Origin of the sequence: Sphingomonas sp. 22176 (assembly GCF_052045505.1) — a bacterium.
Classification (GTDB): Bacteria; Pseudomonadota; Alphaproteobacteria; order Sphingomonadales; family Sphingomonadaceae; genus Sphingomonas.
In genome coordinates, this window is record NZ_JBQEPL010000002.1 from 336,421 (window position 1) to 359,204 (window position 22,784).

General features: G+C 68.5%; 25 protein-coding genes. 16 read left to right on the forward strand and 9 right to left on the reverse strand.

The annotated features are described in order from the left end of the window. Nucleotides 1-8 precede the first annotated feature (8 nt). From ACTJKY_RS09435 to ACTJKY_RS09450, 4 genes are read left to right on the forward strand one after another with little or no spacing between them, the layout of a single operon-like run. A complete protein-coding gene (locus ACTJKY_RS09435; RefSeq protein ID WP_440845643.1) occupies nt 9-1,217 on the forward strand; it encodes a trans-sulfuration enzyme family protein in 1,209 nt (402 codons plus the stop codon). Then, nucleotides 1,214-1,618 carry a Co2+/Mg2+ efflux protein ApaG gene (gene apaG, locus ACTJKY_RS09440; RefSeq protein WP_440845645.1) on the forward strand — a complete coding sequence of 135 codons (405 nt, stop codon included), beginning with the start codon at nt 1,214-1,216 and terminating at the stop codon, nt 1,616-1,618. The genes ACTJKY_RS09435 and apaG overlap by 4 nt, the downstream gene beginning before the upstream one ends. Next, nucleotides 1,615-2,409 (forward strand): LysR family transcriptional regulator, encoded by a 795-nt coding sequence (locus ACTJKY_RS09445; protein WP_440845647.1) that lies wholly within the window; start codon nt 1,615-1,617, stop codon nt 2,407-2,409. The genes apaG and ACTJKY_RS09445 overlap by 4 nt, the downstream gene beginning before the upstream one ends. Nucleotides 2,410-2,441: 32 nt before the next feature. After that, nucleotides 2,442-4,004: an alpha/beta hydrolase gene (locus tag ACTJKY_RS09450; protein ID WP_440845648.1), complete on the forward strand. Its 1,563-nt coding sequence runs from the start codon at nt 2,442-2,444 to the stop codon at nt 4,002-4,004. Here the strand turns inward: ACTJKY_RS09450 and ACTJKY_RS09455 are convergent. Together ACTJKY_RS09455 and ACTJKY_RS09460 are read right to left on the reverse strand one after the other, a co-directional pair. Then, the gene (locus ACTJKY_RS09455) at nt 4,001-4,780 is read right to left on the reverse strand and encodes an ABC transporter ATP-binding protein (RefSeq protein ID WP_440845650.1); all 780 of its coding nucleotides are present in this window, start codon (nt 4,778-4,780) and stop codon (nt 4,001-4,003) included. The genes ACTJKY_RS09450 and ACTJKY_RS09455 overlap by 4 nt on opposite strands. Then, complete coding sequence (locus ACTJKY_RS09460; protein ID WP_440845652.1) at nt 4,771-5,742, reverse strand: FecCD family ABC transporter permease; 972 nt, start codon at nt 5,740-5,742, stop codon at nt 4,771-4,773. Before ACTJKY_RS09460 ends, ACTJKY_RS09455 begins: the two co-directional genes overlap by 10 nt. Nucleotides 5,743-5,994: 252 nt before the next feature. Here ACTJKY_RS09460 and ACTJKY_RS09465 point away from each other — a divergent pair, with 252 nt between their 5' ends. The 12 genes from ACTJKY_RS09465 to guaA all read left to right on the forward strand — a co-directional run bounded on the left by ACTJKY_RS09465 (nt 5,995) and on the right by guaA (nt 17,191). Then, entirely contained in the window at nt 5,995-6,555 is a 561-nt protein-coding gene (locus ACTJKY_RS09465; protein WP_440845654.1) for a helix-turn-helix domain-containing protein, read from the forward strand. A 111-nt stretch (nt 6,556-6,666) separates the two neighbouring features. Next, on the forward strand, nt 6,667-7,248 hold the full coding sequence (locus ACTJKY_RS09470; protein ID WP_440845655.1) for a M17 family peptidase N-terminal domain-containing protein: 582 nt from the start codon (nt 6,667-6,669) through the stop codon (nt 7,246-7,248). Between the two features lie 68 nt (nt 7,249-7,316). Beyond that, nucleotides 7,317-7,979, forward strand: coding sequence for a response regulator (locus ACTJKY_RS09475; protein WP_440845657.1), 663 nt, complete (start codon nt 7,317-7,319; stop codon nt 7,977-7,979). Nucleotides 7,980-8,229: 250 nt separating this feature from the next. Beyond that, complete coding sequence (locus tag ACTJKY_RS09480; protein WP_440845659.1) at nt 8,230-8,886, forward strand: hydrolase; 657 nt, start codon at nt 8,230-8,232, stop codon at nt 8,884-8,886. Nucleotides 8,887-8,928: 42 nt separating this feature from the next. Next, nucleotides 8,929-9,768 carry an alpha/beta fold hydrolase gene (locus ACTJKY_RS09485; protein WP_440845660.1) on the forward strand — a complete coding sequence of 280 codons (840 nt, stop codon included), beginning with the start codon at nt 8,929-8,931 and terminating at the stop codon, nt 9,766-9,768. A 27-nt stretch (nt 9,769-9,795) separates the two neighbouring features. Continuing rightward, nucleotides 9,796-10,044 (forward strand): DUF1427 family protein, encoded by a 249-nt coding sequence (locus ACTJKY_RS09490; RefSeq protein ID WP_440845661.1) that lies wholly within the window; start codon nt 9,796-9,798, stop codon nt 10,042-10,044. Between the two features lie 89 nt (nt 10,045-10,133). Then, nucleotides 10,134-11,987 (forward strand): amidohydrolase, encoded by a 1,854-nt coding sequence (locus tag ACTJKY_RS09495; protein ID WP_440845663.1) that lies wholly within the window; start codon nt 10,134-10,136, stop codon nt 11,985-11,987. Nucleotides 11,988-12,013: 26 nt separating this feature from the next. Continuing rightward, nucleotides 12,014-12,889, forward strand: a complete 876-nt coding sequence (locus ACTJKY_RS09500; protein ID WP_440845664.1) for a VOC family protein — start codon at nt 12,014-12,016, stop codon at nt 12,887-12,889. A 2-nt stretch (nt 12,890-12,891) separates the two neighbouring features. Next, nucleotides 12,892-13,317, forward strand: a complete 426-nt coding sequence (locus ACTJKY_RS09505; protein WP_440845665.1) for a DoxX family protein — start codon at nt 12,892-12,894, stop codon at nt 13,315-13,317. A gap of 247 nt (nt 13,318-13,564) precedes the next feature. After that, the gene (locus ACTJKY_RS09510) at nt 13,565-14,869 is read left to right on the forward strand and encodes an alginate export family protein (protein WP_440846320.1); all 1,305 of its coding nucleotides are present in this window, start codon (nt 13,565-13,567) and stop codon (nt 14,867-14,869) included. Between the two features lie 11 nt (nt 14,870-14,880). Continuing rightward, nucleotides 14,881-15,582 (forward strand): YoaK family protein, encoded by a 702-nt coding sequence (locus tag ACTJKY_RS09515; protein WP_440845667.1) that lies wholly within the window; start codon nt 14,881-14,883, stop codon nt 15,580-15,582. 49 nt (nt 15,583-15,631) lie between these two features. Next, a complete protein-coding gene (gene guaA, locus ACTJKY_RS09520) occupies nt 15,632-17,191 on the forward strand; it encodes a glutamine-hydrolyzing GMP synthase (protein ID WP_440845668.1) in 1,560 nt (519 codons plus the stop codon). A gap of 22 nt (nt 17,192-17,213) precedes the next feature. Here guaA and ACTJKY_RS09525 read toward each other — a convergent pair whose 3' ends face one another. The 7 genes from ACTJKY_RS09525 to ACTJKY_RS09555 are packed head-to-tail and all read right to left on the reverse strand — an operon-like array spanning nt 17,214 to nt 22,759. Then, a complete protein-coding gene (locus ACTJKY_RS09525; RefSeq protein ID WP_440845670.1) occupies nt 17,214-17,624 on the reverse strand; it encodes a c-type cytochrome in 411 nt (136 codons plus the stop codon). Continuing rightward, nucleotides 17,614-18,510, reverse strand: coding sequence for a cytochrome c oxidase assembly protein (locus ACTJKY_RS09530; protein ID WP_440845671.1), 897 nt, complete (start codon nt 18,508-18,510; stop codon nt 17,614-17,616). Before ACTJKY_RS09530 ends, ACTJKY_RS09525 begins: the two co-directional genes overlap by 11 nt. Continuing rightward, nucleotides 18,498-18,824, reverse strand: a complete 327-nt coding sequence (locus ACTJKY_RS09535; RefSeq protein WP_440845673.1) for a hypothetical protein — start codon at nt 18,822-18,824, stop codon at nt 18,498-18,500. Before ACTJKY_RS09535 ends, ACTJKY_RS09530 begins: the two co-directional genes overlap by 13 nt. Beyond that, complete coding sequence (locus tag ACTJKY_RS09540) at nt 18,821-19,438, reverse strand: cytochrome c oxidase subunit 3 (RefSeq protein ID WP_440845675.1); 618 nt, start codon at nt 19,436-19,438, stop codon at nt 18,821-18,823. Before ACTJKY_RS09540 ends, ACTJKY_RS09535 begins: the two co-directional genes overlap by 4 nt. Continuing rightward, nucleotides 19,435-21,333 (reverse strand): cbb3-type cytochrome c oxidase subunit I, encoded by a 1,899-nt coding sequence (locus tag ACTJKY_RS09545; protein WP_440845677.1) that lies wholly within the window; start codon nt 21,331-21,333, stop codon nt 19,435-19,437. The genes ACTJKY_RS09540 and ACTJKY_RS09545 overlap by 4 nt, the downstream gene beginning before the upstream one ends. After that, nucleotides 21,330-22,289 (reverse strand): cytochrome c oxidase subunit II, encoded by a 960-nt coding sequence (coxB, locus tag ACTJKY_RS09550; RefSeq protein WP_440845678.1) that lies wholly within the window; start codon nt 22,287-22,289, stop codon nt 21,330-21,332. Before coxB ends, ACTJKY_RS09545 begins: the two co-directional genes overlap by 4 nt. Next, nucleotides 22,286-22,759, reverse strand: a complete 474-nt coding sequence (locus ACTJKY_RS09555; RefSeq protein WP_440845679.1) for a hypothetical protein — start codon at nt 22,757-22,759, stop codon at nt 22,286-22,288. Before ACTJKY_RS09555 ends, coxB begins: the two co-directional genes overlap by 4 nt. Nucleotides 22,760-22,784 lie beyond the last annotated feature (25 nt).

Genomic DNA, 22,784 nt, shown 5'->3' on the forward strand with positions numbered 1-22,784 from the left:
CAGCGCGCATGAAGCGTCGTACCGGACAGGATCCCAGCGTCACCCGCAACTGGAAGCCCGCGACTCAGGCAGTGCGCGGCGGCACCGCGCGCTCGGAGTTCGGCGAGACCAGCGAGGCGCTGTTCCTTACCTCGGGCTATGCATATGATTGCGCGGGCGATGCCGCAGCGCGCTTCGCCGGCGAACAGGCGGGGATGACCTATTCGCGTCTCCAGAACCCGACCGTGGAGATGCTGGAGCAGCGCATCGCCCTTCTGGAAGGCGCAGAAGCCTGCCGCACCATGGCGACCGGCATGGCCGCGATGACCGCCGCGCTCCTCTGCCAGGTGAGCCAGGGCGATCATATCGTCCAGGGCCGCGCCGCCTTCGGTTCGTGCCGCTGGCTGACCGACAGCCTGCTGCCGCGCTTCGGCGTCACCACGACGACGATCGACGCGCGCGATCCGCAGCAGTTCGAGGACGCGATCCGCCCGAACACCAAGATCTTCTTCTTCGAGACGCCCGCCAATCCGACGATGGACGTGGTGGACCTGGAAGCCGTCTGCGCGATCGCCCGGAAGCACGGCATTGTCACCGTGGTCGACAATGCCTTCGCCACCCCCGCGCTCCAGCGGCCGATGGACTTCGGCGCCGATGTCGTCGCCTATTCTGCCACCAAGATGATGGACGGACAGGGCCGGGTGCTCGCCGGCGCGGTCTGCGGCTCCGAGGATTTCATCACCAACACGCTGCTCCCCTTCACCCGCAACACCGGGCCGACGCTCAGCGCGTTCAACGCCTGGGTGGTGCTGAAGGGGATCGAGACGCTCGACCTGCGCATCCGCCGCCAGAGCGAGAATGCGATCAAGGTCGGCAGTTTCCTGGAACAGCGCGTGCCGCGCGTGAACTTCCCGGCGCTGCCCAGCCACCCGCAGCATGCCCTGTTCATTCGCCAGATGGCGGCGGCCGGCCCGATCTTCAGCTTCGAGGTCGATGGCGGCCGCGCCCAGGCGCACGCCCTGCTCGACGGGCTGGAGCTGATCGACATCTCCAACAATATCGGCGACTCGCGCTCGCTGATGACGCACCCGTCCTCGACCACCCATTCGGGTCTTGCCGAGGAGAAGCGGCTGGAGATGGGCATCACCGAAGGCATGATCCGCATCAATGTCGGTCTCGAGGACGCGGACGACCTGATCGCCGATCTCGACCAGGCGCTGCGAGGCGCCGGGCTGTGAAGGCGCTCTTCACCGACGAGGCGACGACGCGCGGCGTGGTCGTTCGCGTGTCGGTGTCGTATCTGCCCGAACAGTCCGAGCCGCATCGCGGCCGCTGGTTCTGGGCCTATCATATCCGCATCGAGAACGAAGGCGCGGTGGCGGTGCAATTGCTCACCCGCCACTGGATCATCACCGACGGGCGCGGGCTGCGCCACACGGTAGAGGGCGAGGGCGTGGTCGGCGAGCAGCCGATGATCGCGCCGGGCGGCAGCTTCGACTATGTCTCCGGGTGCCCGCTCTCGACGCCGAGCGGCTCGATGCAGGGCAGCTACCACATGATCGACGAGGACGGCGACGCGTTCGACGTGACCATCCCGCGCTTCGCATTGATCGCACCGGCGGTGGCGGGCGAGCAGTGAAGCGTACCCACCTCCCTTTGAACGGCATGCGCGTGCTTGACGCTGCCGCGCGCCATCTGTCCTTCACCCGCGCCGCCGACGAGCTGGCGGTGACGCCGGCCGCCGTCGGCCAGCAGATCCGTGCGCTGGAGGATACGCTGGGCGTCGTGCTGTTCCGCCGCACCACCAAGGGGCTGGAGCTCACCCCCGAGGCCGAAAGCGGGCTCACCGCGCTGCGCAGTGGCTTCCTCCAGTTCGAGGAAGCGGTGCGCGCGATGCAGGCGGGGCAATCCTCCAAGTCGCTGACCATCGCCGCGCCGCGCGACCTCACCGCCAAATGGCTGATGCCGCGCCTGTCGGACATCGCCCGTGCCGATCCCGACCTGCGCTTCGTGCTGGTCCCCGCCGACGATGCGCTCGACTTCACCGAGGCCAATCTCGATCTCGCCATCCGCTGGGGCGAGGGGCCCGGCGAGCATGAGGGCGAGGCGCTGGAAAGCGACGGCATGGTCACCGTGGAGCGGCCCGGCGGCGGCAGCATCGACGTGCGCATTTCCTGGCCTGGCTGCATGGCCGAGGATGCCGGATCGCTGGTCCGCGTCGCCGATGCCGGCCTTGCGATCGATGCGGCGGCGCAGGGGCTGGGCCGGGCGACCGTGCCCGAGCTGCTGGCCCGCGCCGATATCGAGGGTGGCCGCGTCGCCGTGGTCGGCGAGCCCAAGGCCTCGCGCCTCGGCTATTGGCTGGTCGCGCCGCTGCCGCAATGGCGGCAGAAGAAGGTGCAGACGCTGGTGGACGTGCTGGGCGCCTGAGCGGCTCTGCGGTGTGCAGGAGGGGGACGGTCATGCGGACGACGGCGGTGATTCTGGGAGCGTTGCTGCTGGGAGCCGCGGCGCCCGATCCCGTCACCGTGCCCGTCACCGTGGCGCCCGCGCTGGGGGCGCATTTTTCCGGCCGGCTGATCGTCTTCGTCGAGAGGGCCGGGGATGCGGACAAGCCCGATAGCCCGATCGACTTCTCGCCCTTCCAGCCGAGCAGCGCCTCGATCGCGGCGCGCGAGGTGATCGATCTCCAGCCCGGCCGCGTCGCCAGCGTCGACGGCGAGACCGACGTGTTCCCGGCGCCGCTCTCCGCGCTGCCCGCCGGGACGTACCGCGCGCAGGCGGTGCTCGATCGGAACCACGACTATAATTATGGCGGGCGCGGTCCCGGGGATCTCGTCTCCAAGAGCGTGACCTTCACCCTTCCGGGCAAGGTGCCGGTGGTGGTGCTGGACGAGGAACTGCCCTCGCAGAAGGAGGAAGGACCCGATCTCGAGCATGTTGCGCCGGCGACGCGGGCCAGGCTGGAGGCGGTGCTGGCGAAGGTGCAGCCGCTCGACATCCGCAGCGTCTCGCTGTCCGCGTTCCGGGGCACGCCGACCTCGATCCGCGGCTGGATCGCGCTACCTCCCGGCTATGACGGCAAGACGCGGTTCCCGACCGTCTACAGCGATGGCGGTTTCGGCAGCACGCTCCAGAGCGCGCGGATCAGCGCGATGCTAGCGGCGGCCGACATGGCGGAGGCTAAGCGGCCGCCGATGATCTGGGTTTTCCTCGATCACAGCGGCCCCACCGGCACCAACGAATTCGCCGATTCGGCCAATAACGGCCCCTGGGGCAAGGCGCTGACCGAGGAGTTCATCCCGGCACTGGAAGCGCGCTATGCGATGGACGCCAAGCCGACGGGTCGCTTCCTCACCGGCCACAGCTCGGGCGGCTGGTCTACGCTGTGGCTGCAGGTCCGCTATCCCAAGCTGTTCGGCGGCAGCTGGCCTACCTCCCCCGACCCGGCCGATTTCCACGACTTCACCAATGTCGACCTCTACCGCGCCGACGCCAATTTCTACCATGACGCGGCCGGCAAGCCGCTGCCGATCGTCCGGATGAACGGCAAGCTGGTCGCCACCACCGAACAGTTCGCCCGCGCCGAGGCGGTGCTGGGACCGGCGGGCGGGCAGATCGCCTCGTTCGAATGGGTGTTCAGCCCGCGCGGCGCCAATGGTCTGCCGGTGCCGCTGTTCGACCGCGCGACGGGCAAGATCGACCCGGCGGTCGCCGCCTATTGGCGCGAGCATTTCGACGTCGCGCATATCGTCACCCGCGATGCGGCGCGGCTGAAGCCCGATCTTTCGGGCAAGCTGCACCTGACCGTCGGCACGGCGGACACCTTCTATCTGGACGGCCCGGCGCATCGGCTGGAAGCCGCGATGAGCGCGGCCGGCATTCCGGCGCGCTTCACCTATCTGCCCAGCAGGACGCATTTCGATCTCTTCGAGCGCGATGGCGATCGCTCGGCGCTGCTGAAGGACATCGCCTGGCAGATGTACGCGATCGCCCGGCCAGGATGGGTGCGAGCGAAGCCCTAGGGTTTCACCCGGCCGATCGGCACCGGCAGCAGCCGGCCCTGGTCGTCGCCGATCACCATCACTTCCACCCCGAACGCATCGCGTAGCGGCTGGTGGGCGAGCGCCGTCTCGGCCGGGCCGAACGCCACCGGGCGGCCGTCGCGGAGCAGCAGCACGTCATCGGCGGCGCGGGCGGCCTGGAGCAGATCGTGGAGCACGATCACCACGCCCATGCCGCTCGCCGCAAGCGCGCGCAGGCGATCGAGCAGGTCCAGCTGGTGGACCGGATCGAGGCTCGCCAGCGGCTCGTCGGCGAGCAGCCAGTCGGGCTGGCCGGCCAGCACCCGCGCGAGCAGTACCCGCGCACGCTCGCCGCCCGAAAGCTGGGTGACCAGCCGATCGGCGAGCGGGTGGATCGCGGTCATCTCGATCGCCGCGTCGATGGCCGACCGATCCTCGGCGGACAGGCCGGCAAAGGGCGCGCGGTGCGGCAGGCGACCGAGCGCGACGAGGTCGGCGACGCGCAGGTCCCAGTGCACCGTGGCTTCCTGCGGCAGATAGCCGATCCGGCGGGCGCGCTCGCGCGGCTCCAGCCGGGCGAGCAACTTGCCTCCGAGCTTCACCTGCCCGGCATCGGGGTCGAGCAAGCCGGCGAGGGTGCGCACCAGCGTCGATTTGCCCGAGCCGTTGGGGCCGAGGATCGCGGTGACCTTGCCCGGCCGCAGCACCGCGTCGATCCCGTGCAGCACCCGCCGCTTGCCGAGGCTGACCGCGAGATCGGTGACGCTCAGTTCCATGTCGACCGCCGGAGCTTGAGGAGCAGCACGAAGAAGAAGGGGGTGCCGAGCAGCGCCATCGCCACGCCCAGGCGCACTTCGCTGGGGCCGGGCGACAGCCGCACCAGGCTGTCCGCCGCCAGCAGCAGCGCCGCGCCGCCGAGCGCGCTGGGGAGCAGCAGGGCCGAGGGCCGCGCGCCGGTGAGCGGGCGGAGCAGATGCGGCACGATCAGCCCGACAAAGCCGACGATCCCGGTCACCGCCACGCTGGCGCCCACTGCGAGGCCGGTGCCGAGCACGACGAGCAATTGGGTACGCTCCAGCCGCAGCCCCATCGAGCGTGCGGCGGCCTCGCCCAGCGTCAGCGCGTCGAGCGCGCGGCCGGTGAAAAGCAGCAGGCCGCAGCCGAGCGCGATGAAGGGCAGAGCCAGTTGCACCTCGGCATAGCTGCGATCGGTCAGCGCGCCCATGATCCAGTCGAGGATCTCGGCGGTGGCATAGGGGTTGGGCGCGATCGAAATCAAGAAGCTGGTGAGCGCCGCGCCCAGGCTGGCGAGCACCGTGCCGGCAAGGATGAAGGCGACCGCGCTCTCGGCCCGCCAGGCGAGCCCGGCCAGCAGCAGCATCGATCCGCAGGCCGCCGCCATCGCACAGCCGAACAGCACCAGCGGCGCGCTGCTCCCCAGCAGCACGATCGCACCGACCGCGCCGAGCGCCGCGCTGGAGGAAACGCCGACCACCGCTGGGTCCGCCAGCGGATTGCGCAGAAAGCCCTGCAGCACTGCGCCGGACAGCCCCAGCGCCGCGCCGATGCCGAGGCCCAGGATCGCGCGGGGTAGGCGCAGCTCGGCGATGATCCACCAGCGCGGATCGTGGCTGAACCAGGCGGCGGGCGGCACCCAGAACTTGCCCGCCATCAGCGAGCCGGTGAACAGCAGCGCGACCAGCAGCGCAAGTCCGCCATTGAGCGCGATTCGGTTCATGCGGCCGCCGCGCTCCAGTGGCGCGCGCGTCGTGCGAGAGGGTGGGCGAGGGCGATCGGCATGGAAGCGCCCATAGCATTTCGGCCGGGCACGCCTATCGAAACCTTGCTTCACTCCCGAACGGCGAGGCGGGCGCCACCCCAAACCTTGGTATAGCTACCCCAAATCAAAGCAATGTCCTGTGCTGCGGAGGTTCGATTCCGCCGGGCGCCCGGATGCGCGACAGTCCACCCGACAAGACGGGATGGAACCATGTACCACCAGGCGTTGATCGATGTTGCTGCTCCGACGCAGACGGGCGGAGCACCCGAACTCACCGCGCTGCTGGCGGGTGCGATGCGGTCGCTCGACGAAGACCCGCCGCTCGCCCGGCACTATCTCGAGCGGCTGTCGAGCCTGCTCGTCGCGCCCGATGTCGCCGAGCCGCAGGACCTGTTGCCCGAAGGGCCGATGCGCGCCGAGGGCGTCGTGAAAGGCGGGCTCGCCGGCTGGCAGCTCCGCCGCGTCGCCGTGCATGTCGACAGCTATCTGCAGGGGCCGATCCTCACCTCCACGCTGGCGGAGGTGGCGCAGCTGAGCACCGGCCATTTCTGCCGGGCGTTCAAGATCAGCACGGGCGAGACGCCGCACGGCTATATCATCCGGCAGCGCATTCGCCGTGCCCAGCAGCTGATGCGCGACACGCGCGACACGCTGTCGCAGATCGCCTGCGCCTGCGGGCTCAGCGATCAGGCGCACCTTACCCGGCTGTTCCGCCGGCTGGTCGGCACCACCCCGCTCGTCTGGCGCCGCGCCTGGCAGCAGGGCGGCTGAACGCAGCAGATTTCTTCAAGACAGGACGCCCCGCGCAGGGCAGCCGGGTTGCGGCGGCAGAATAGCGCGCCATTCCGGAGAGGCTTGCGGGGCAGGGAGCGCGTCGGCGGCATGAACAACAGGCAATCGCTGCCGATCGGCGCCTGGCGCGGCGTGTCGTTCGCGGTGGCGCAGATCGACGTTGTCGCGGCCGAAGACGACCTGCTCGTCGTCGGCATGCGCGAGAAGGATGTGGTCGGCGCGCATCGCGGCGGTGCCGACGCGGTCGATCACGCCCTGCACGGCACGCTTTCGCGATTGCGCGAGGGCGGGATCTTCGCCGGTGGCTTCGGCGAGACGCTGATGCTCACGCGCCCGTCCGCGCCCATTCGCGCGGCGACGCTGATGCTGATCGGCATGGGAGCATCGCTGAACGGCAACCCGGAGACGGTGGGCAACCTGACCGGCCTGGCGATGCGCGCGGCGCTGCGGATCGGGGCGGCCTCGGTAGGGTGCCTGCTCGGCTGGTCGGAGCTCGAATTGCCGGAAGCGCTGGTCGGGCCGAGTGCGGCGGCGATGATGCGCGGGGCGCTCGCGGCGATCGATGCGCACGATGCCGATGGCGTCCCGATGCAATGGACCTTCGACATCCGCAACGGCGCGGCGGCGCAGACCACCGCCGCGCTCTGTGATGCCCTGGCCGGCTGGCCCTGACCCATGGATGCGCAGCGCCGCCAAAGCTGCTATGCTCGGCGCTCGTCCGGGGAGTAGGTGCGCTTGCGATGTTGACCAGGGTTTCCAGCGGGCGCGCGCCGGCACGCGGCACGGCGCCGATCCGTATCCTGCTGGTGGACGATCACATGCTGCTGCGCGAAGGCGTACGCGCGGTGGTCTCCACGCAGGACGACATGGAAATCGTCGGCGAGGCGAGCGGCGGCGGCGAGGCGATCGAGGCCTATGCTCGGCTCCTGCCCGATCTGGTGCTGATGGATCTGCAGATGGCGGACATGTCCGGCCTGGAGGCGATCACGGCGATTCGCGCCGCCTCTCCGCACGCGCGGATCATCGTGCTTACCACCTATTCCGGGGACGGCCGCGCGATCAAGGCGTTGCGGGCAGGGGCGATGGGCTATCTGCTCAAGGCCAGCCTGCGCAACCAGCTGCTCGAGGCGATCCGCTCGGTCCATCATGGCGGCAAGCATCTCGATGCCAGCGTGGCCACCGCGATCGCGCTGCACGTGCTCGACGAGGACCTGACCGAGCGGGAAGTGTCGGTGCTGACGCTCGCCGCCTGGGGCAATTCGAACAAGCAGATCGCCGCCCGGCTCGAACTCTCCGAAGAGACGGTGAAGGGCCATATGAAGGCGCTGTTCGCCAAGCTGGGCGCCAATGACCGCACCCATGCGGTGACGATCGCCGCCAAGCGCGGGCTGATCGAGCTCTAGGGCACGCCTCCCGATCCGGCGCGACGCGCCCGATCGCATCAAACCCGTCCAATACCTGTTCGACTGCCGCGGCCTAGGGCTGCAGGCGGCGGTCTGCTGCTGCGCATGCTTCGGGCGATGCGGCGCTCGGACTGCCGACTGTTCGAAGGAATGGAACGGTATGCATAAGTTTATCCGAGTTTTCGGAAAACATGCGCCGGCTATTCTGCCGCCATCACCGCCGGACCCCGGCAGCAACAGGAGCCGCCTCATGACCCTCACCGCCACCGCCACGCCGGGCAAGTCGCTGATCTCGCCGACCAATCACGCGCTCGTCCTCATCGATTTCCAGTCCCAGATGGCGTTCGCCACCAAGTCGATCGACGCGACGATCCTGCGCAACAATGCCGCACTGATCAGCCGGGGCGCCAAGTCGTTCGGCGTGCCGACGATCCTCACCACCGTCGCCGAGAAGAGCTTCTCGGGTCCGATGTTCAGCGAGGTGACCGAGGCATTCCCGGGCCAGAAGCTGCTCGACCGCACCTCGATGAACACCTGGGAAGATGCGGCGGTGATCGAAGAGGTCAACCGCATCGCCAAGCCGCGCATCGTGTTTGCCGGCCTCTGGACCAGCGTCTGCATCGTCGGCCCGGTCGCCTCGGCGATCGACCAGGGATTCGAAGCCTATTTCATCGCCGATGCCTGCGGCGACATCTCCACCGAAGCGCATGAGCGCGCGGTGCAGCGGATGATCCAGCTCGGCGCGGTGCCGATGACTTCGCTCCAGTATCTGCTCGAGCTGCAGCGTGACTGGGCGCGCGGCGAGACCTACGACTCTACCACCGGCATCGCGAAGCAGTGGGGCGGGGCCTACGGCCTCGGCGTCACCTACGCCAAAACGATGTTCGGCGCCTCCGAAGGCCATTGATCACAAAGCCCGTTTCCTGACCCCAAGACAAGGAATATTGCCATGACTTCCACCGTGACAACCAAGGACGGCGTCTCGATCTTCTTCAAAGATTGGGGTCCCAAGGATGCCCAGCCGATCATGTTCCACCATGGCTGGCCGCTCTCATCGGACGATTGGGACGCGCAGCTGATGTACTTCCTGGCGAACGGCTTCCGCGTCGTCGCGCATGATCGCCGCGGCCATGGCCGTTCGGAGCAGGTTAGCGACGGCCACGACATGGACCATTATGCCGCCGACGCCGCTGCGGTCGCCGAGCATCTGGATCTGCGCAATGCCGTGCATATCGGCCACTCGACCGGCGGTGGCGAAGTTGCCCGTTATGTCGCCAAGTACGGCATTCCGCAGGGCCGTGTCGCCAAGGCGGTACTGGTCGCGGCCGTTCCGCCGATCATGGCGAAGACCGAAGCATATCCCGGCGGCCTTCCGCTCGAGGTGTTCGACGGCTTCCGCAAGGGCACCGCGGAGAACCGCGCGCAGTTTTTCCAGGATGTCGCCGCCGGGCCGTTCTACGGCTTCAACCGCGAGGGCGCGAAGGTCTATCCGGGCGTGATCGACAATTGGTGGCGCCAGGGCATGATGGGCAGCGCCAAGGCGCATGTTGACGGCATCAAGGCCTTTTCCGAGACCGACCAGACCGAAGACCTGAAGGCGATGACCGTGCCGACGCTGGTGCTGGCCGGCGATGACGATCAGGTGGTGCCGTACCACCAGGGCGCCGAGCTGCAGGCCAAGCTGCTGCCGAACCCGACGCTGAAGATCTACCCCGGCATGCCGCATGGCCTGCTGACCACGCACGCCGATGTGCTGAACCCCGACATCCTCGCCTTCGTGCGCGGCTGATCGACTGGCGCCGGGGAGGATCTGCAGATGAAACCCTATCTGATCTCGCTTGCCGTCGGCCTGCTGGTTGGGGTGATCTACAGCCTCCTCGGCGTGAAGTCGCCGGCGCCGCCCACGATCGCGCTGATCGGCCTGCTCGGCATGTTGCTGGGCGAGCAGGTGGTGCCGGTAGCGAAGCGGCTCTTCGCCGGCCACGACGTGGTGGCATACCTTCGCACCGACTGCGCCGAGCAAGTCCTCGGGCATCCGGTGAAGAAGCCTGACGACAAGGCATGAGCCTCACCCGCCGCCAGACCCTAGCAGCCGCTGGCGCCACCGCCGCCGGCGCGCTGCTGCCATCGCCTCTCTTCGCAAGGAATGCCCGCATGCCCGCTACTGACCTGATCCTCGTCAACGCCCAGGTGACGACGCTCGACCGGGAGAACCCGGTGGCCGAGGCGATCGCGATCCGCGACGGCAAATTTCTCGCGGTGGGCAGCGAAGCCGAGGTCCGCGCCGCCGCCGCGCCGGGCGCCCAGGTGATCGACGCGCATCGCCGCCGGGTGATCCCGGGGCTGATCGACAGCCACATGCACATCATCCGCGGCGGGCTGAACTATAACATGGAGCTTCGCTGGGACGGCGTGCCGACGCTGGCCGACGCCATGGCGATGCTCAAGCGGCAGGTCGACAACACGCCGGCGCCGCAATGGGTGCGCGTCGTCGGCGGCTTTACCGAGCACCAGTTCGCCGAGAAGCGGCTGCCGACGATCGACGAGCTCAACGCCGTCGCCCCCGACACGCCCGTCTTCATCCTCCACCTCTACGACCGCGCGTTGCTCAATGCCGCGGCATTGCGGGTGGTCGGCTATACCAAGGACACGCCGAACCCGCCGGGCGGCGAGATCGTCCGCGATGCCGCGGGCAATCCCACCGGGCTGTTGCTCGCGCATCCCAACGCGACGATCCTCTATTCGACGCTCGCCAAGGGCCCGAAGCTGCCCGAGGACTATCAGCTCAACTCCACGCGCCACTTCATGCGCGAAGTGAACGGGCTGGGTGTCACCGGCGTGATCGACGCCGGCGGCGGCTTCCAGAATTATCCCGACGATTACGCGATCGTCGAGAAGCTGCACGCCGATGGCCAGCTGACCGTGCGGATCAGCTACAATCTGTTCACCCAGAAGCCCAAGGAAGAGCTGGCCGATTTCGCCGGCTGGGTGAAGCAGGTGACGCCGGGGCAGGGCGACGACAGCTATCGCCACAACGGCGCGGGCGAGATGCTGGTCTATTCGGCCGCCGATTTCGAGGATTTCCGCGTCGCCCGGCCGGACATGCCGCCCAGCATGGAAGGCGATCTCGAACCGGTGATCCGCCTGCTCGCAGAGCATCGCTGGCCGTGGCGTCTCCACGCGACCTATGACGAGACGATCGGCCGCGCGCTCGACGTGTACGAGAAGGTCAATCGCGACATCCCGCTGACCGGCATTCACTGGTTCTTCGACCATGCCGAGACGATCAGCGACCGCAACATCGATCGCATCGCAGCTCTGGGCGGCGGCATCGCCGTGCAGCACCGCATGGCCTATCAGGGCGAGTATTTCGTCGAGGGCTACGGGGCGAAAGCGGCCGAGCGTACCCCGCCGATCGCCAAGATGCTCGCTGCCGGGATTCCGGTGGGTGCGGGCACCGATGCGACGCGCGTGGCGAGCTACAACCCCTGGGTGTCGCTCAGCTGGCTGGTGACCGGCCGCACGGTCGGCGGGCTCAAGCTTTATCCGGGCGCCAACCGCGTCAGCCGCGAAAAGGCGCTGGCGATGTGGACGCACGAGAATACCTGGTTCTCGAATGAAATTGGCAAGAAGGGGCAGATCAAGGCCGGCCAGCTTGCCGACCTCGCAATGCTCTCGGCCGATTACTTCTCGGTGCCCGAGGACCAGATCGTCCATATCCGCTCTGTGCTGACGCTGCTCGGCGGGGCGGTGGTGCATGGCGATGGCGACTATGCCCCGCTCGCGCCCACGCTGCCCCGCCCGATGCCCGACTGGTCGCCGGTCGCCACCTTCGGCGGCTATCACCAGTCGCCCGAGACCCGCGCCCAGCTCGCCTCCGCCTGTGCCTGCCACAGCAGCTGCTCGGTCCATGGCCACGACCATGCCGCTGCGCTGGGTGCCAATGTGCCGGCTGCCGACGTCCAGAGCTTCTGGGGCGCGCTCGGCTGCGGCTGCTGGGCGGTTTGAATCTCTTTCATTTTTAGGAGCCTGCCATGCGCCTCTTCCTCCTCGCCTCCGCCCTCATCGTCGCCACGCCGGCGCTCGCCCAGCAGACCGCCGACTATTCGGTCGGGCCCCAGTACGACACCACGCACGTCTATGTGCCGGAAGACCAGTTCGACAGCTTCGTTACCAGCTTCCAGGCGACCTTCGGGGGCACGACCAGCAAGCAGGGCGTGTTCCAGGTGACGCCCACCACCAGCCTCACTAAGTCGCAGCTGGTGCTGACCCCGGCCGGCACCGTCTCGGTGTTCGGGTTCAAGACGCCGATCCCGTTCCCCTTCGGCGACGAGCGCACCGGCTATCTGGTGACCGACATCGACGCCGCGGTGAAGTCCGCCGTGCAGCACGGCGCCGTCCGCCGTCTGGTGACCTTTCCCGATCCGATCGGCCGCGATTCGCTGATCCAGTGGCCGGGCGGGGTGAACATGCAGATCTACTGGCACACCACCAAGCCGAGCTACACGCCGCTGGAAACGGTGCCCGAGAACCGTATCTACCTGACCGAGGATGTCGCCGATCGCTTCGTGACGAGCTGGGTCGGCTATGCGCACGCCAAGGTTACCGCCGATGACCGCGCCGCGCCCGGCGCCGAGGTCGGCGAGCCCGGTAAGACGATCCGCCGCATCTCGATCACAAGCGGCTATGGCAAGATGGTGGTGTTCGTCACCGATGGCCTGCTGCCCTGGCCCTATGGCCGCGACATGACTGGCTATGCCGTGCCCGATCTCGACGCGACGCTTGCCAAGGCCAAGGCGGCGGGGGTCGAGACGCTGGTCCAGCCTGTTGCCGCAGCTGGCGGCCGCGCGGCGATCGTGCGCTTCCCGGGCAGCTATATCGCCGAGATCCACAGCCCCGCGAGCAAGTGACCATGAACGCGCCCGATCCGCGCTTCGTCGACGCCGTCCTCGACTGGCGGCCGACCTGGTTCCTCGCCCGGCTGCTGCTGGTCGGCGCCTATCTGCTCGGCGGGCTGGTGAAGCTTACCGACTGGCAGGGCGCAGTCGCGGAACAGGCGCATTTCGGCATGCACCCGCCGGCGCTGTGGGCGGCGCTGACCATCGCGATCGAGCTGATCGGGCCGGTGCTGATCCTCACCGGCCGCTGGGTGTGGCTGGGGGCGGGGATGCTGGGGGTGTTCACCCTGCTCGCCGCCTTCACCGCCAATGCCTTCTGGACCATGCCCCCGGGCCCCGAGCGGTTCGGCGCAACCAACGCGTTCTTCGAGCATCTCGGCCTGATCGGCGGCTTCGTCCTCGCGGCGCTGGTGGCCGAGCAGGCGAAGCGACGTGGCTAGCCTCGCCGCGGCGGTGGTGCTGGTGGCGCCCGTCGCCCAACTCCCGGCCTCTCCGCTAGCGTGCCCCTCCCGCTTGCGGGAGGGGCTAGGGGAGGGGCTGGAGCCTCGCAGCGCTCCTACCACGTCCGTCCCTCCCCCGACCCAGCTTCAGGTAAACGATGCCCCGCATCGTTTAGGTCAGGCCGGGGGCCTGACCGACCTGAAGCTCGCGAGCGGGAGGGGAGCGCCGACTGCGGATTCAGGAGAAATCTCCCCCATCCACGAACCTTGGCAGGCGCCGACGCTCAGCATCACCCGCTATGACGAGGACTGGTCGGACCTCGCCGATGCAGAGAAGCGCGCGCATCACTGGACCGGCCCTTTCAAATACATATCGCTCGGCGGCGATGCGTGGCTCTCCACCGGCATCGAAGTCCGACTGCGCAGCGAATCCTTCGCCAACAACGCGCTGGGCAACGCGGCCTCGCCGGACGACGCGAATCTCTGGACCCGCGTGCTGCCCTATGCCGATCTCCATGTCGGCCGCGTCCGCGCCTTCGCCCAGCCGATCCTCGCCTATGCCGCCGGCGTCCGCCCCGCCGCGGGCCCGGTCGATCAGACCCGCACCGACCTGCTTCAGGGCTTTGCCGAGATCGATCTCGGCGCGGTCACCCTGCGCGGCGGGCGGCAGATGCTGTCGCTGGGCACCGAGCGGCTGATCGGCACGCGCTACGGCCCCAATGTGCCGCTTGCCTTTGACGGCGTGCGCGGGATCGTGGCGATCGGCCAGGCCAAGATCAGCCTGCTCGCCGTCGCGCCGGTGGCGCCGCGGCTCGGCACCTTCGACGACCGCACCTCGCCGACAAAAACGCTCTGGGGCGCCTATGCGGTGCTGCCGGGCATCGACCTCTATTATCTCGGCTATCGCAACCGCACAGCGCATTTCGGCGGCCGCACCAGCCGCGAGTTGCGCCACAGCTTTGGCGCCCGCGTCTATGGCGCGCGCGACAACTGGCACTGGAATGTCGAGGGTGTCGCCCAGTTCGGCCGCTTCGCCGACGGGCCGATCGCTGCCTGGACGCTCGGCACCGAGCTCGGCCGCAAATTGCCCAGCCTGCCCTTCGCGCCGGACGCGGTGCTGCGCTTCAACGTGATCAGCGGCGACGGCCATGCCGGGGATCGCCGGCTGGGCACATTCAACGCGCTCTTTCCCAAGGGCAAATATTTCGGCGAGCTGTCGCCGGTGGGGCCGTACAACCTGATCAACCTCAACCCGCGCGTTGCCGGCACGCTGGGCGGCGGCGTCTCCGCCAGCATCGCCGGCAGCGCCTATTGGCGCTACAGCACGGCCGACGGTGTGTACGACATTCCCGGCAACCTGCTCCGCGCGCCCGGTACCAGCCGCGCCCGCTTCATCGGCAAGCAGGTCGAAGGCGCGATCGCCTGGCAGGCCACCCCCGAACTCGAGCTTTCCGCCTCGCTTTCCTTCTTCCAGGCCGGTCGCTTCCTGCGCGAAACCGGCGCGTCCCGCCCGATCCGGATGATCGGCCTGGAAAGCAACTTCCGATTCTGAGGACCCCCGCCATGGCCGACCCCAAGACCGCCGCTTCCCCGCTTCCGCCGCTGCTCCTGCTGCTCTCCGTCACCACGGGCCTTGTCGACGCGGTGAGCGTACTCGGGCTCGGCAAGGTGTTCACCGCCAACATGACCGGGAACATCGTGTTCCTCGGCTTCGCGGCGGCCGGCACGCCGGGCTTTACCATCGCGCCCTATATCGTCGCGCTGGCATCCTTCCTCGTCGGCGCGTTGGTGGCGGGCAAGGTCGGCGCGCATCTCGCCGGGCAGCCGCTGCGGCGCTGGCTGGTGCTGGCGGCAGTGACCGAGTCGGTGCTGTTCGGCGTGGCCGCAGGAGTCGCGGCCTGGGCCGGCGCGATGGGCATTTTGCCCGAGACCTGCGTGTTCGCGATCATCGCGCTGACCGCGATCGCGATGGGCTTCCGCAACGCGACGATCCGCCAGCTCAAGGTGCCCGATCTCACCACTACGGTGCTGACGCTGACGCTGACTGGCATCGCCGCCGATTCGCACTTCGCGGGTGGGCGCAATCCCAATATCGGGCGACGCCTTGCCGCGGTGGCGGCGATCCTGCTCGGGGCGTTCCTCGGCGCGGTGCTGGTCAACCGCTACGGCCTTGCCATTCCGCTGCTGGTGGCGGGGCTTACCGTGCTGGTCGGCACGCTGGCCTGCGTCCGCCATCCGATCGCTGCCGAGCCGCTGCGCGCCTGATCGCCCGCACCCCTTTGACAGTCCGGCGATCGCTCCCTATCGGCCAGCCATGACGCTCCAGCACACCGACTCCATCCTGATCGTCGATTTCGGCAGCCAGGTGACCCAGCTGATCGCACGCCGCGTTCGCGAAGCGGGGGTCTATTCCGAGATCGCTCCCTTCACCACCGCCGCCGAGGCCTTTGCCCGGATGCAGCCCAAGGGCGTAATCCTTTCCGGGTCCCCGGCTTCGGTGCTGGACGAGGGCAGCCCGCGCGTGCCGCAGGTGATCTTCGACAGCGGGCTGCCGGTGCTCGGCATCTGTTACGGCGAGCAGGTGATGATGCACCAGCTGGGCGGCCAGGTGGTGCTGGGCGACAGCGGCGAGTTCGGCCGCGCCTTTATCGAGATCGCCGATGGTTGCGCGCTGTTCGACGGCTTGTGGCAGACCGGCGAAACCCATCAGGTGTGGATGAGCCACGGCGACAAGGTGGCGGCACTCGCCCCCGGCTTCCGCCCGGTCGCGGCCAGCCCCGGCGCGCCCTATGCGGTGATCGCCAATGACGAGCGCCGCTACTATGCGATGCAGTTCCACCCCGAAGTGGTCCACACGCCCGACGGCGCCAAGCTGCTGGCGAACTTCGTGCGCCACGTCTGCGGCATGTCAGGCGACTGGACGATGGCCGAGTTCCGCGCCGCGAAGATCGCCGAGATCCGCGCGCAGGTGGGTGACGGCAAGGTGATCTGCGGCTTGTCGGGCGGCGTCGATTCCGCGGTGGCGGCGGTGCTGATCCACGAGGCGATCGGCGACCAGCTGACCTGCGTGTTCGTCGACCACGGCCTGATGCGGGCAGGGGAGGCTGACCAGGTCGTCACCATGTTCCGCGAGCATTACCATATCCCGCTCGTCCATGTGGATGCGGAAGAGCTGTTCCTCGGCGGCCTCGCCGGGGTCACCGACCCCGAGGCGAAGCGCAAGTTCATCGGCAAGACCTTCATCGACGTGTTCGAGGCCGAGGCGAAGAAGATCGGCGGCGCCGATTTCCTGGCGCAGGGCACGCTCTATCCGGACGTGATCGAGAGCGTCAGCTTCACCGGCGGCCCGTCGGTGACGATCAAGAGCCACCACAATGTCGGCGGGCTGCCGGCGCGCATGAACATGCAGCTGGTCGAGCCGCTGCGCGAGCTGTTCAAGGACGAGGTCCGCGCGCTCGGCCGCGAGCTGGGCCTGCCCGACGTGTTCGTCGGCCGCCACCCCTTCCCGGGGCCGGGCCTGGCGATCCGCATTCCGGGCGAAGTCACCAAGGAACGCTGCGACATCCTCCGCAAGGCCGATGCGATCTACCTCGAGGAGATCCGCAACGCCGGCCTCTACGACACGATCTGGCAGGCCTTCGCGGTGCTGACCCCGGTGCGCAGTGTCGGCGTGATGGGCGACGGCCGGACCTATGACAGCGTGCTGGCGCTGCGCGCGGTGACCTCGATCGACGGCATGACCGCCGAAGCCTTCGAGTTCCCCGGCGGCTTCCTGCCACGGGTGGCGACCCGTATCGTCAACGAAGTGCGCGGCGTGAACCGCGTGGCCTACGACTATACGAGCAAGCCGCCCGGCACGATCGAGTGGGAGTGAGGCCTATCTACAATCGCTCGACCTAGCGCCGCAGCGTGTAAAGGTAGGCGGCGATGTCGCGGGCGTCGCGCGGCTGAACGCCCTGGTCGGGCATGGCGTTGCCTGGCAGTACGTGCTGGGGATGCTCGATCCATTGTTGGAGATTGGCGGGGTTGTTCGGCAACATGCCGGCGATGAAGCTGCGGGTCGCGATACCGTTCAACGCTGGACCGGCTACACCGGTCGCGGCGCCGATGCCGGGAATGCGGTGGCAGGCGCCGCAGTTGTAGCGTCCGATCGCTGCCTTGCCTGCTGCCACGCTGCCGCCGGTCATCGCCTCGGCATGGGTGCGCGCCTGAGCGTTGTCCTGATAGTAGATTCCGGCCACCGAGAGCAAGCCGACGAGCGCGGCGAGTGCCGTCATTCCATAGACGAAGCGCAGCTCAGCGGGCATCGGCGGTCCTCGATGGGGCGATAAGGGTGCGGAAGAGGAGCAGCGCCGCGCCGAGATGGACGAGGCCGCCCGGCACCCACATGATCAGCCCCGCGACCTGCTGGTCCTCGGCCGGCCTGAGGCCGAAAGGGGCAAGCGCCAGTCGGGCATAGCCGGCGTACCAGGGCGAGGTGGCGAAGGCCATCAGCGCGCCTAGTGCCCCGGTGACGATCGAGGTGGCGAGCAGGCACAGCCCGGCAAGCGCGCGATCGGCAGCCGCACCGGCGCCTGCGCCGCGCCGCCCGAGCATCGCCGTCCAGAAGAGCAGGGCGCTCACCAGGAAGCAGAGGTGCTGGACGGCGTGCCAGGCTACATTGGCCAGCGCGAGGTCGAACAGGCTCGGCATGTGCCAGATCCACAGCACCGCCGCCTGCAGCAGCGTCGCGACCACGGCCCCGCTTGCCCAGCGATAGGCGGGCGCAAGCGGCGTGCCCAGAGCGCCGAGCGAGCGTCGTGTGGCGGAAGGGAAGGCCCAGAGCATCGTCGCGAGCGGCTCCGCCAGCACCAGCAAAGGGGCGGCGAGCAGCATGATCAGCTCATGCTCGATCATGTGCGCGGTGAAGCTCCGCTCGCCCGCTTCGTGCAAGGGAGAGACGAGCGCGCCCGCGAGCACCAGCCAGCCGATCGCGAACCAGGTGCCATGTCGCTGGAGGCGCGCTCGACCGCCGGTCGAGCGGGCGTGGAGGCGGCGCCATCCGCGACCGAATGCGACTGCTGCGATCAAGAGCGGCAAGGTAATCGCCGGATCCCAGGTCCAGCCCGGCGGCGCGGTGTGATCGTGGCCAGTATGGGCGAGCGCCACGCTCGGCAGCAGGAGCAAGAGGGCGGCGACGCTCAGCCGACGCATGGCGGCACGATCATAACGGCAAGCGTTTGGAAGGCGATGGCCAGCGCGAAGATAGCGGCCAGCAGCAGCGCAACGCGCGAAAGCCAAGCGCGCGGCGGCGTCTGGTCGCCGGCGGGCTTGGCGCAGGGCCAGGCGATCGCCATCGCCGCGGCGCAGACGGCCAGACTCCCCAAGCCCCAGCCCAGCCCTAGCCCGTTGCCGACGGGCGCGCACCGGACCTTCAGCACGCTGCCCAGACCCAGCTGGAAGACATACCAGGCCAGCGGCGGCGGGAGCAGCGCCGCCCAAGGGCGGATGCGATCCCAGCGGCTCATCCCAGCCTCGGCGCCAGGTAGATCAGCGCGCCGACCGGCAACCAACTGAGCACCACGAAGGTCCAGTAATTGGCATTGTCCTCAACATCGGCGAATTGGTCGTCGCCCACCTCATGGGTGAACAGCCACACTGCCTGCACCGCCGTGTCACCGATGTCGGTGATCAGGTGGCTGGTGTGGAGGATGATCAGCATCCATGTCAGCGATCCATAGGCATTGTCGCTCCAGTGGACGTTGAGATGCGCGAACTCGATCCCGCGCAGAATCAGCAAGAGCAGGCCGAAGATGGTCATGCCGAGCGTGCCGAACCGCACGCCCCATTCGTCCTTGGCGATCGCCCGGCAGCGCACCCAAAGATTGGGGATCTCGCTGAGGAGCAGACCAAGCGTGAGCACCGCCGGCCAGAAGAGGTCGGGTGGGCGGGTGCCCGCTGGCGGCCAGCCCTGCGTCTGACTCAACAGGTACAGGTACGTGCCGGCGGCGAGCGCGAAGGCGGTCCCTTCGATCGCCATGAAGCCGATATTGCCCCAACAGACGAGGTGCTTGGCCCCGCTGGCGCTCTCGGGCAGGTCGGAGACGTCGCCGACGATTCTGCAGGGGCGGGCGTCGCTCATCGGCGCACCCGCAGCGGCCCGGTGCGCGCCCGTTCGCGCTGTGGCCAGAACCATACGATCAGCGCGACCGCCACGGGCACTGCCCCCCAAACCAGCGCCCAGGGCGTGAAGATGCTGCCGATGAACAGGATCGTCACTGCCAGCGCCGACAGCAACGGCGCGATCGAAGGCTTGGGGCTCTTCTGCCGATATTCGGGCGTCGCCTCGATCACCGAGGTGACCAGCACCTCGCGGCGCTCCACAGCGAGGCCGGTCATCACCTGCAGGGCGTCCTTCTGCGTCCAGAGCGGGGTGAGGCTTTCGACCACGGGGAGATGATCGAAATTGTGCTGCGGGGGCGGGGAGGAGACCGCCCATTCGAGCGTCGACCCACCCCAGGGATCCGGCCCGGCGGGGGCGCCATGACGCCGGCTCCACCAGGCATTGGCGACGAACACCAGCCCGCCCACCACCGCGATCACTGAGCCCAGCGTGGCGACGAGGTTGAGCAGACCCCAGCCCATGCCCTCGCTGTAGGTGTAGACCCGGCGCGGCATGCCCATGAGCCCGAGCAGGTGCATCGGGAAGAAGCCGAGGTTGAACCCGCCGACGATCAGCCAGAAGGCAAGCTTGCCCAGCCGCTCGGACATCAGCCGCCCGGTCGCCTTGGGATACCAGTAGCAGAAGGCGCCGAGCAGCGGGAAGATTGCGCCGCCGATCAGCACGTAATGGAAGTGGGCGACGATGAAGTAGGTGTCGGTGATCTGCTGGTCGAGCGGGGCCGACGCGGCCATCACGCCCGAAAGTCCGCCGATCACGAAGGTGGCGATGAAGCCCAGCACCCAGAGCAGCGGCGTGTCGAAGTGCGGGCGGCCGCTCCACAGCGTCGCGATCCAGCAGAAGATCTGGAGGCCGGCGGGCAGCGCCACGGCCATGCTCGCCGCGGTGTAGAAGTCGTTGCCCAGCCGCGGCAGGCCGACCGCGAACATATGGTGCACCCACAGGCCGAAGGCGAGCGCGGCGATGCCGAGCATCGACAGCACCACCGCGACATGGCCGAACAGCGTGCGGCGCGAAAAGGTCTCGACGATCATCGAAACGAAGCCCGCGGCGGGCAGAAAGATGATGTAGACCTCCGGATGGCCGAACCACCAGAACAGGTGCTGGAACAGGATCACGTCGCCGCCCGCGGCCGGCGCGAAGAACTGCGTCGAGACGAGCCGGTCCGCAATTAGCATGCTGGTGACGAGCATCACTGCGGGCAGCGAGAAGATCGTCATCAGCCCGGCGATCGCCTGCGACCAGACGAACACCGGGATGCGCGCCAGCGTCATGCCCGGCGGTCGCATCTTGAGGACGGTGGCGACGACGTTCACCGAGGCGGCAAGCGCGGCGACTTCGGTGAAGGTGATCATCTGGGCCCAGATGTCGACACGGTGGCCGGGGCCGTATCCGGGGCCGGAGAGCGGCGGATATTCGAACCAGCCGAGATCCGGCGTGATGCCGAAGGCGTGCGGCACCCACAGCATCAGCACGCCGCCAAGATACAGCCAATAGCTGAACGCGGCGAGCCGCGGGAAGGCGAGCGCGCGCTGGCCCAGCATCAGCGGCACCAGCCAGATCGCCATCGCCTCCATCACCGGCACCGAGACGAGGAACAGCATCGTCGAGCCGTGCAGCGAGAAGCTCTCGTTGTAGAGCTGCGGCGTCATTCGGCCCATGTCCGGCCAGGCGAGCTGCAGCCGCATGTCGAGCGCGAGCATGCCCGCCAGGAACATCAGCAGCACGACGGTGAGGATGTAGCGCGCGGCGATCCGCTTGTGGTCGACGGTGGTGAGGAAGCCCCACAGCCCGGGCGCGTCACGCCAGGAGACGGCGAGCCGATCGGCCTGTTCGGGGGTGAGCGGTTCGGTCATTGTAGTCCCATCAGGTACCGTGACGCGGCATCGGCATCGGCGCCGGAAAGCGCGACCGGCGGCATCATCGTGCCCGGCTTCAGCGCCTGGGGCTGGGCGATCCAGCCCTGGATCGCGCCGCGGCTCATCGTCAGCGTGCCGGCGGCCAACGAGTGCCGGCTGCCGAGATGGGTGAGATCCGGCCCGGCGCGGCCCGTCGCGGGAGTGCCGCGGATGGCATGGCACATCCCGCACTGGCCGCCTGTCACCACCTGCTGCCCGCGCGCGGCCACGGGATCGGCGGGCGCAGCGACGGGCTTGGCCTGGCCGGCCAGCCAGCGGTCGAAATCTTCCTGCGGATCGACCTTCACGTCGAACGCCATATGCGCATGCTGGATGCCGCAGAACTCGGCGCATTGGCCGCGGAACCAGCCGGGGCGGGTGGGGGTGAGATCGAGCAGGTTGATGCGGCCGGGGATCACGTCGAGCTTCTGTGCGATGTTTGGCACCCAGAAGCTGTGGATCACGTCTGCCGATCCCAGTGCAACGCGCGTCGTGCGGCCGAGCGGCAAATGGAGTTCGTTCGCGGTCTCGATCCAGCCGCCGGTGCGCGGATCGCGATACTGGATGCGCCACCACCATTGATGGCCGGTCACACGCACTTCCAGCGCATTGCGAGCGCGGGCGGCGGCGATGTTGCGCTCGACGAGGAAGCTGGCGGTGATCAGCACGGTAAGCCCGACCACGACCAGCCCCGCCCAGCCGAGCAGGCCGCGATTGAGCCCCACGTCGGGCGGGTCGATCGTCGGCTCCCCCGCCGAGCGGCGCCGGCGTACAGCACGCCACAGCGCCCAGGCGACGCCACCAAGCACCAGCAGGTACATTGCGCCGCAGACGAGCATCATCAACCAGAACAGGCCGTGGATGCCTGCCGCCTGTTCGCCCGCCGGTGCTAGTGCCGATTGCAGCCCGTTCAACGCACCGGACCCGACCAGTTGCTCCCCTGCGGCTCGCCGACCTGGTCGAGATCCTGGCGGTGCCGCTTCTCCGGTGTCAGTCGGGGCAGGTTTCGCACATAGGCGGTAATCTGCCAGAGCTGCTCGGTGGGGATGCGGGCGGCATAGCCGGGCTGCGCGCCCGGGTGCCGATCGGCGATGAAGCCATAGACCTGATCGAGATCGCCGCCGTGCACCCATGCTCGGTCGCCGAGGTTCAGCGCGCCTCGCGCGGTACTGCCATGGCAGCTGCCGCAGCCATACCAGGTGAAATAGCGGCCGCCCTGCGCAACCTGATAGAGGTTGCGCTCATAGGCTGCCGCGCGCGGATCCTGCGCACCATTGGGCGCGGTCTGGGGCAGGTCTGGGCCTGCGGTACGGCTCTCCGCGCTGCAACTCGCAACGGGCAAGGCGATCATACCGGCAAGGAACGCGCGACGGAGAGAGTTCACACCGTTTTGTCGCGTGCCCAATAAG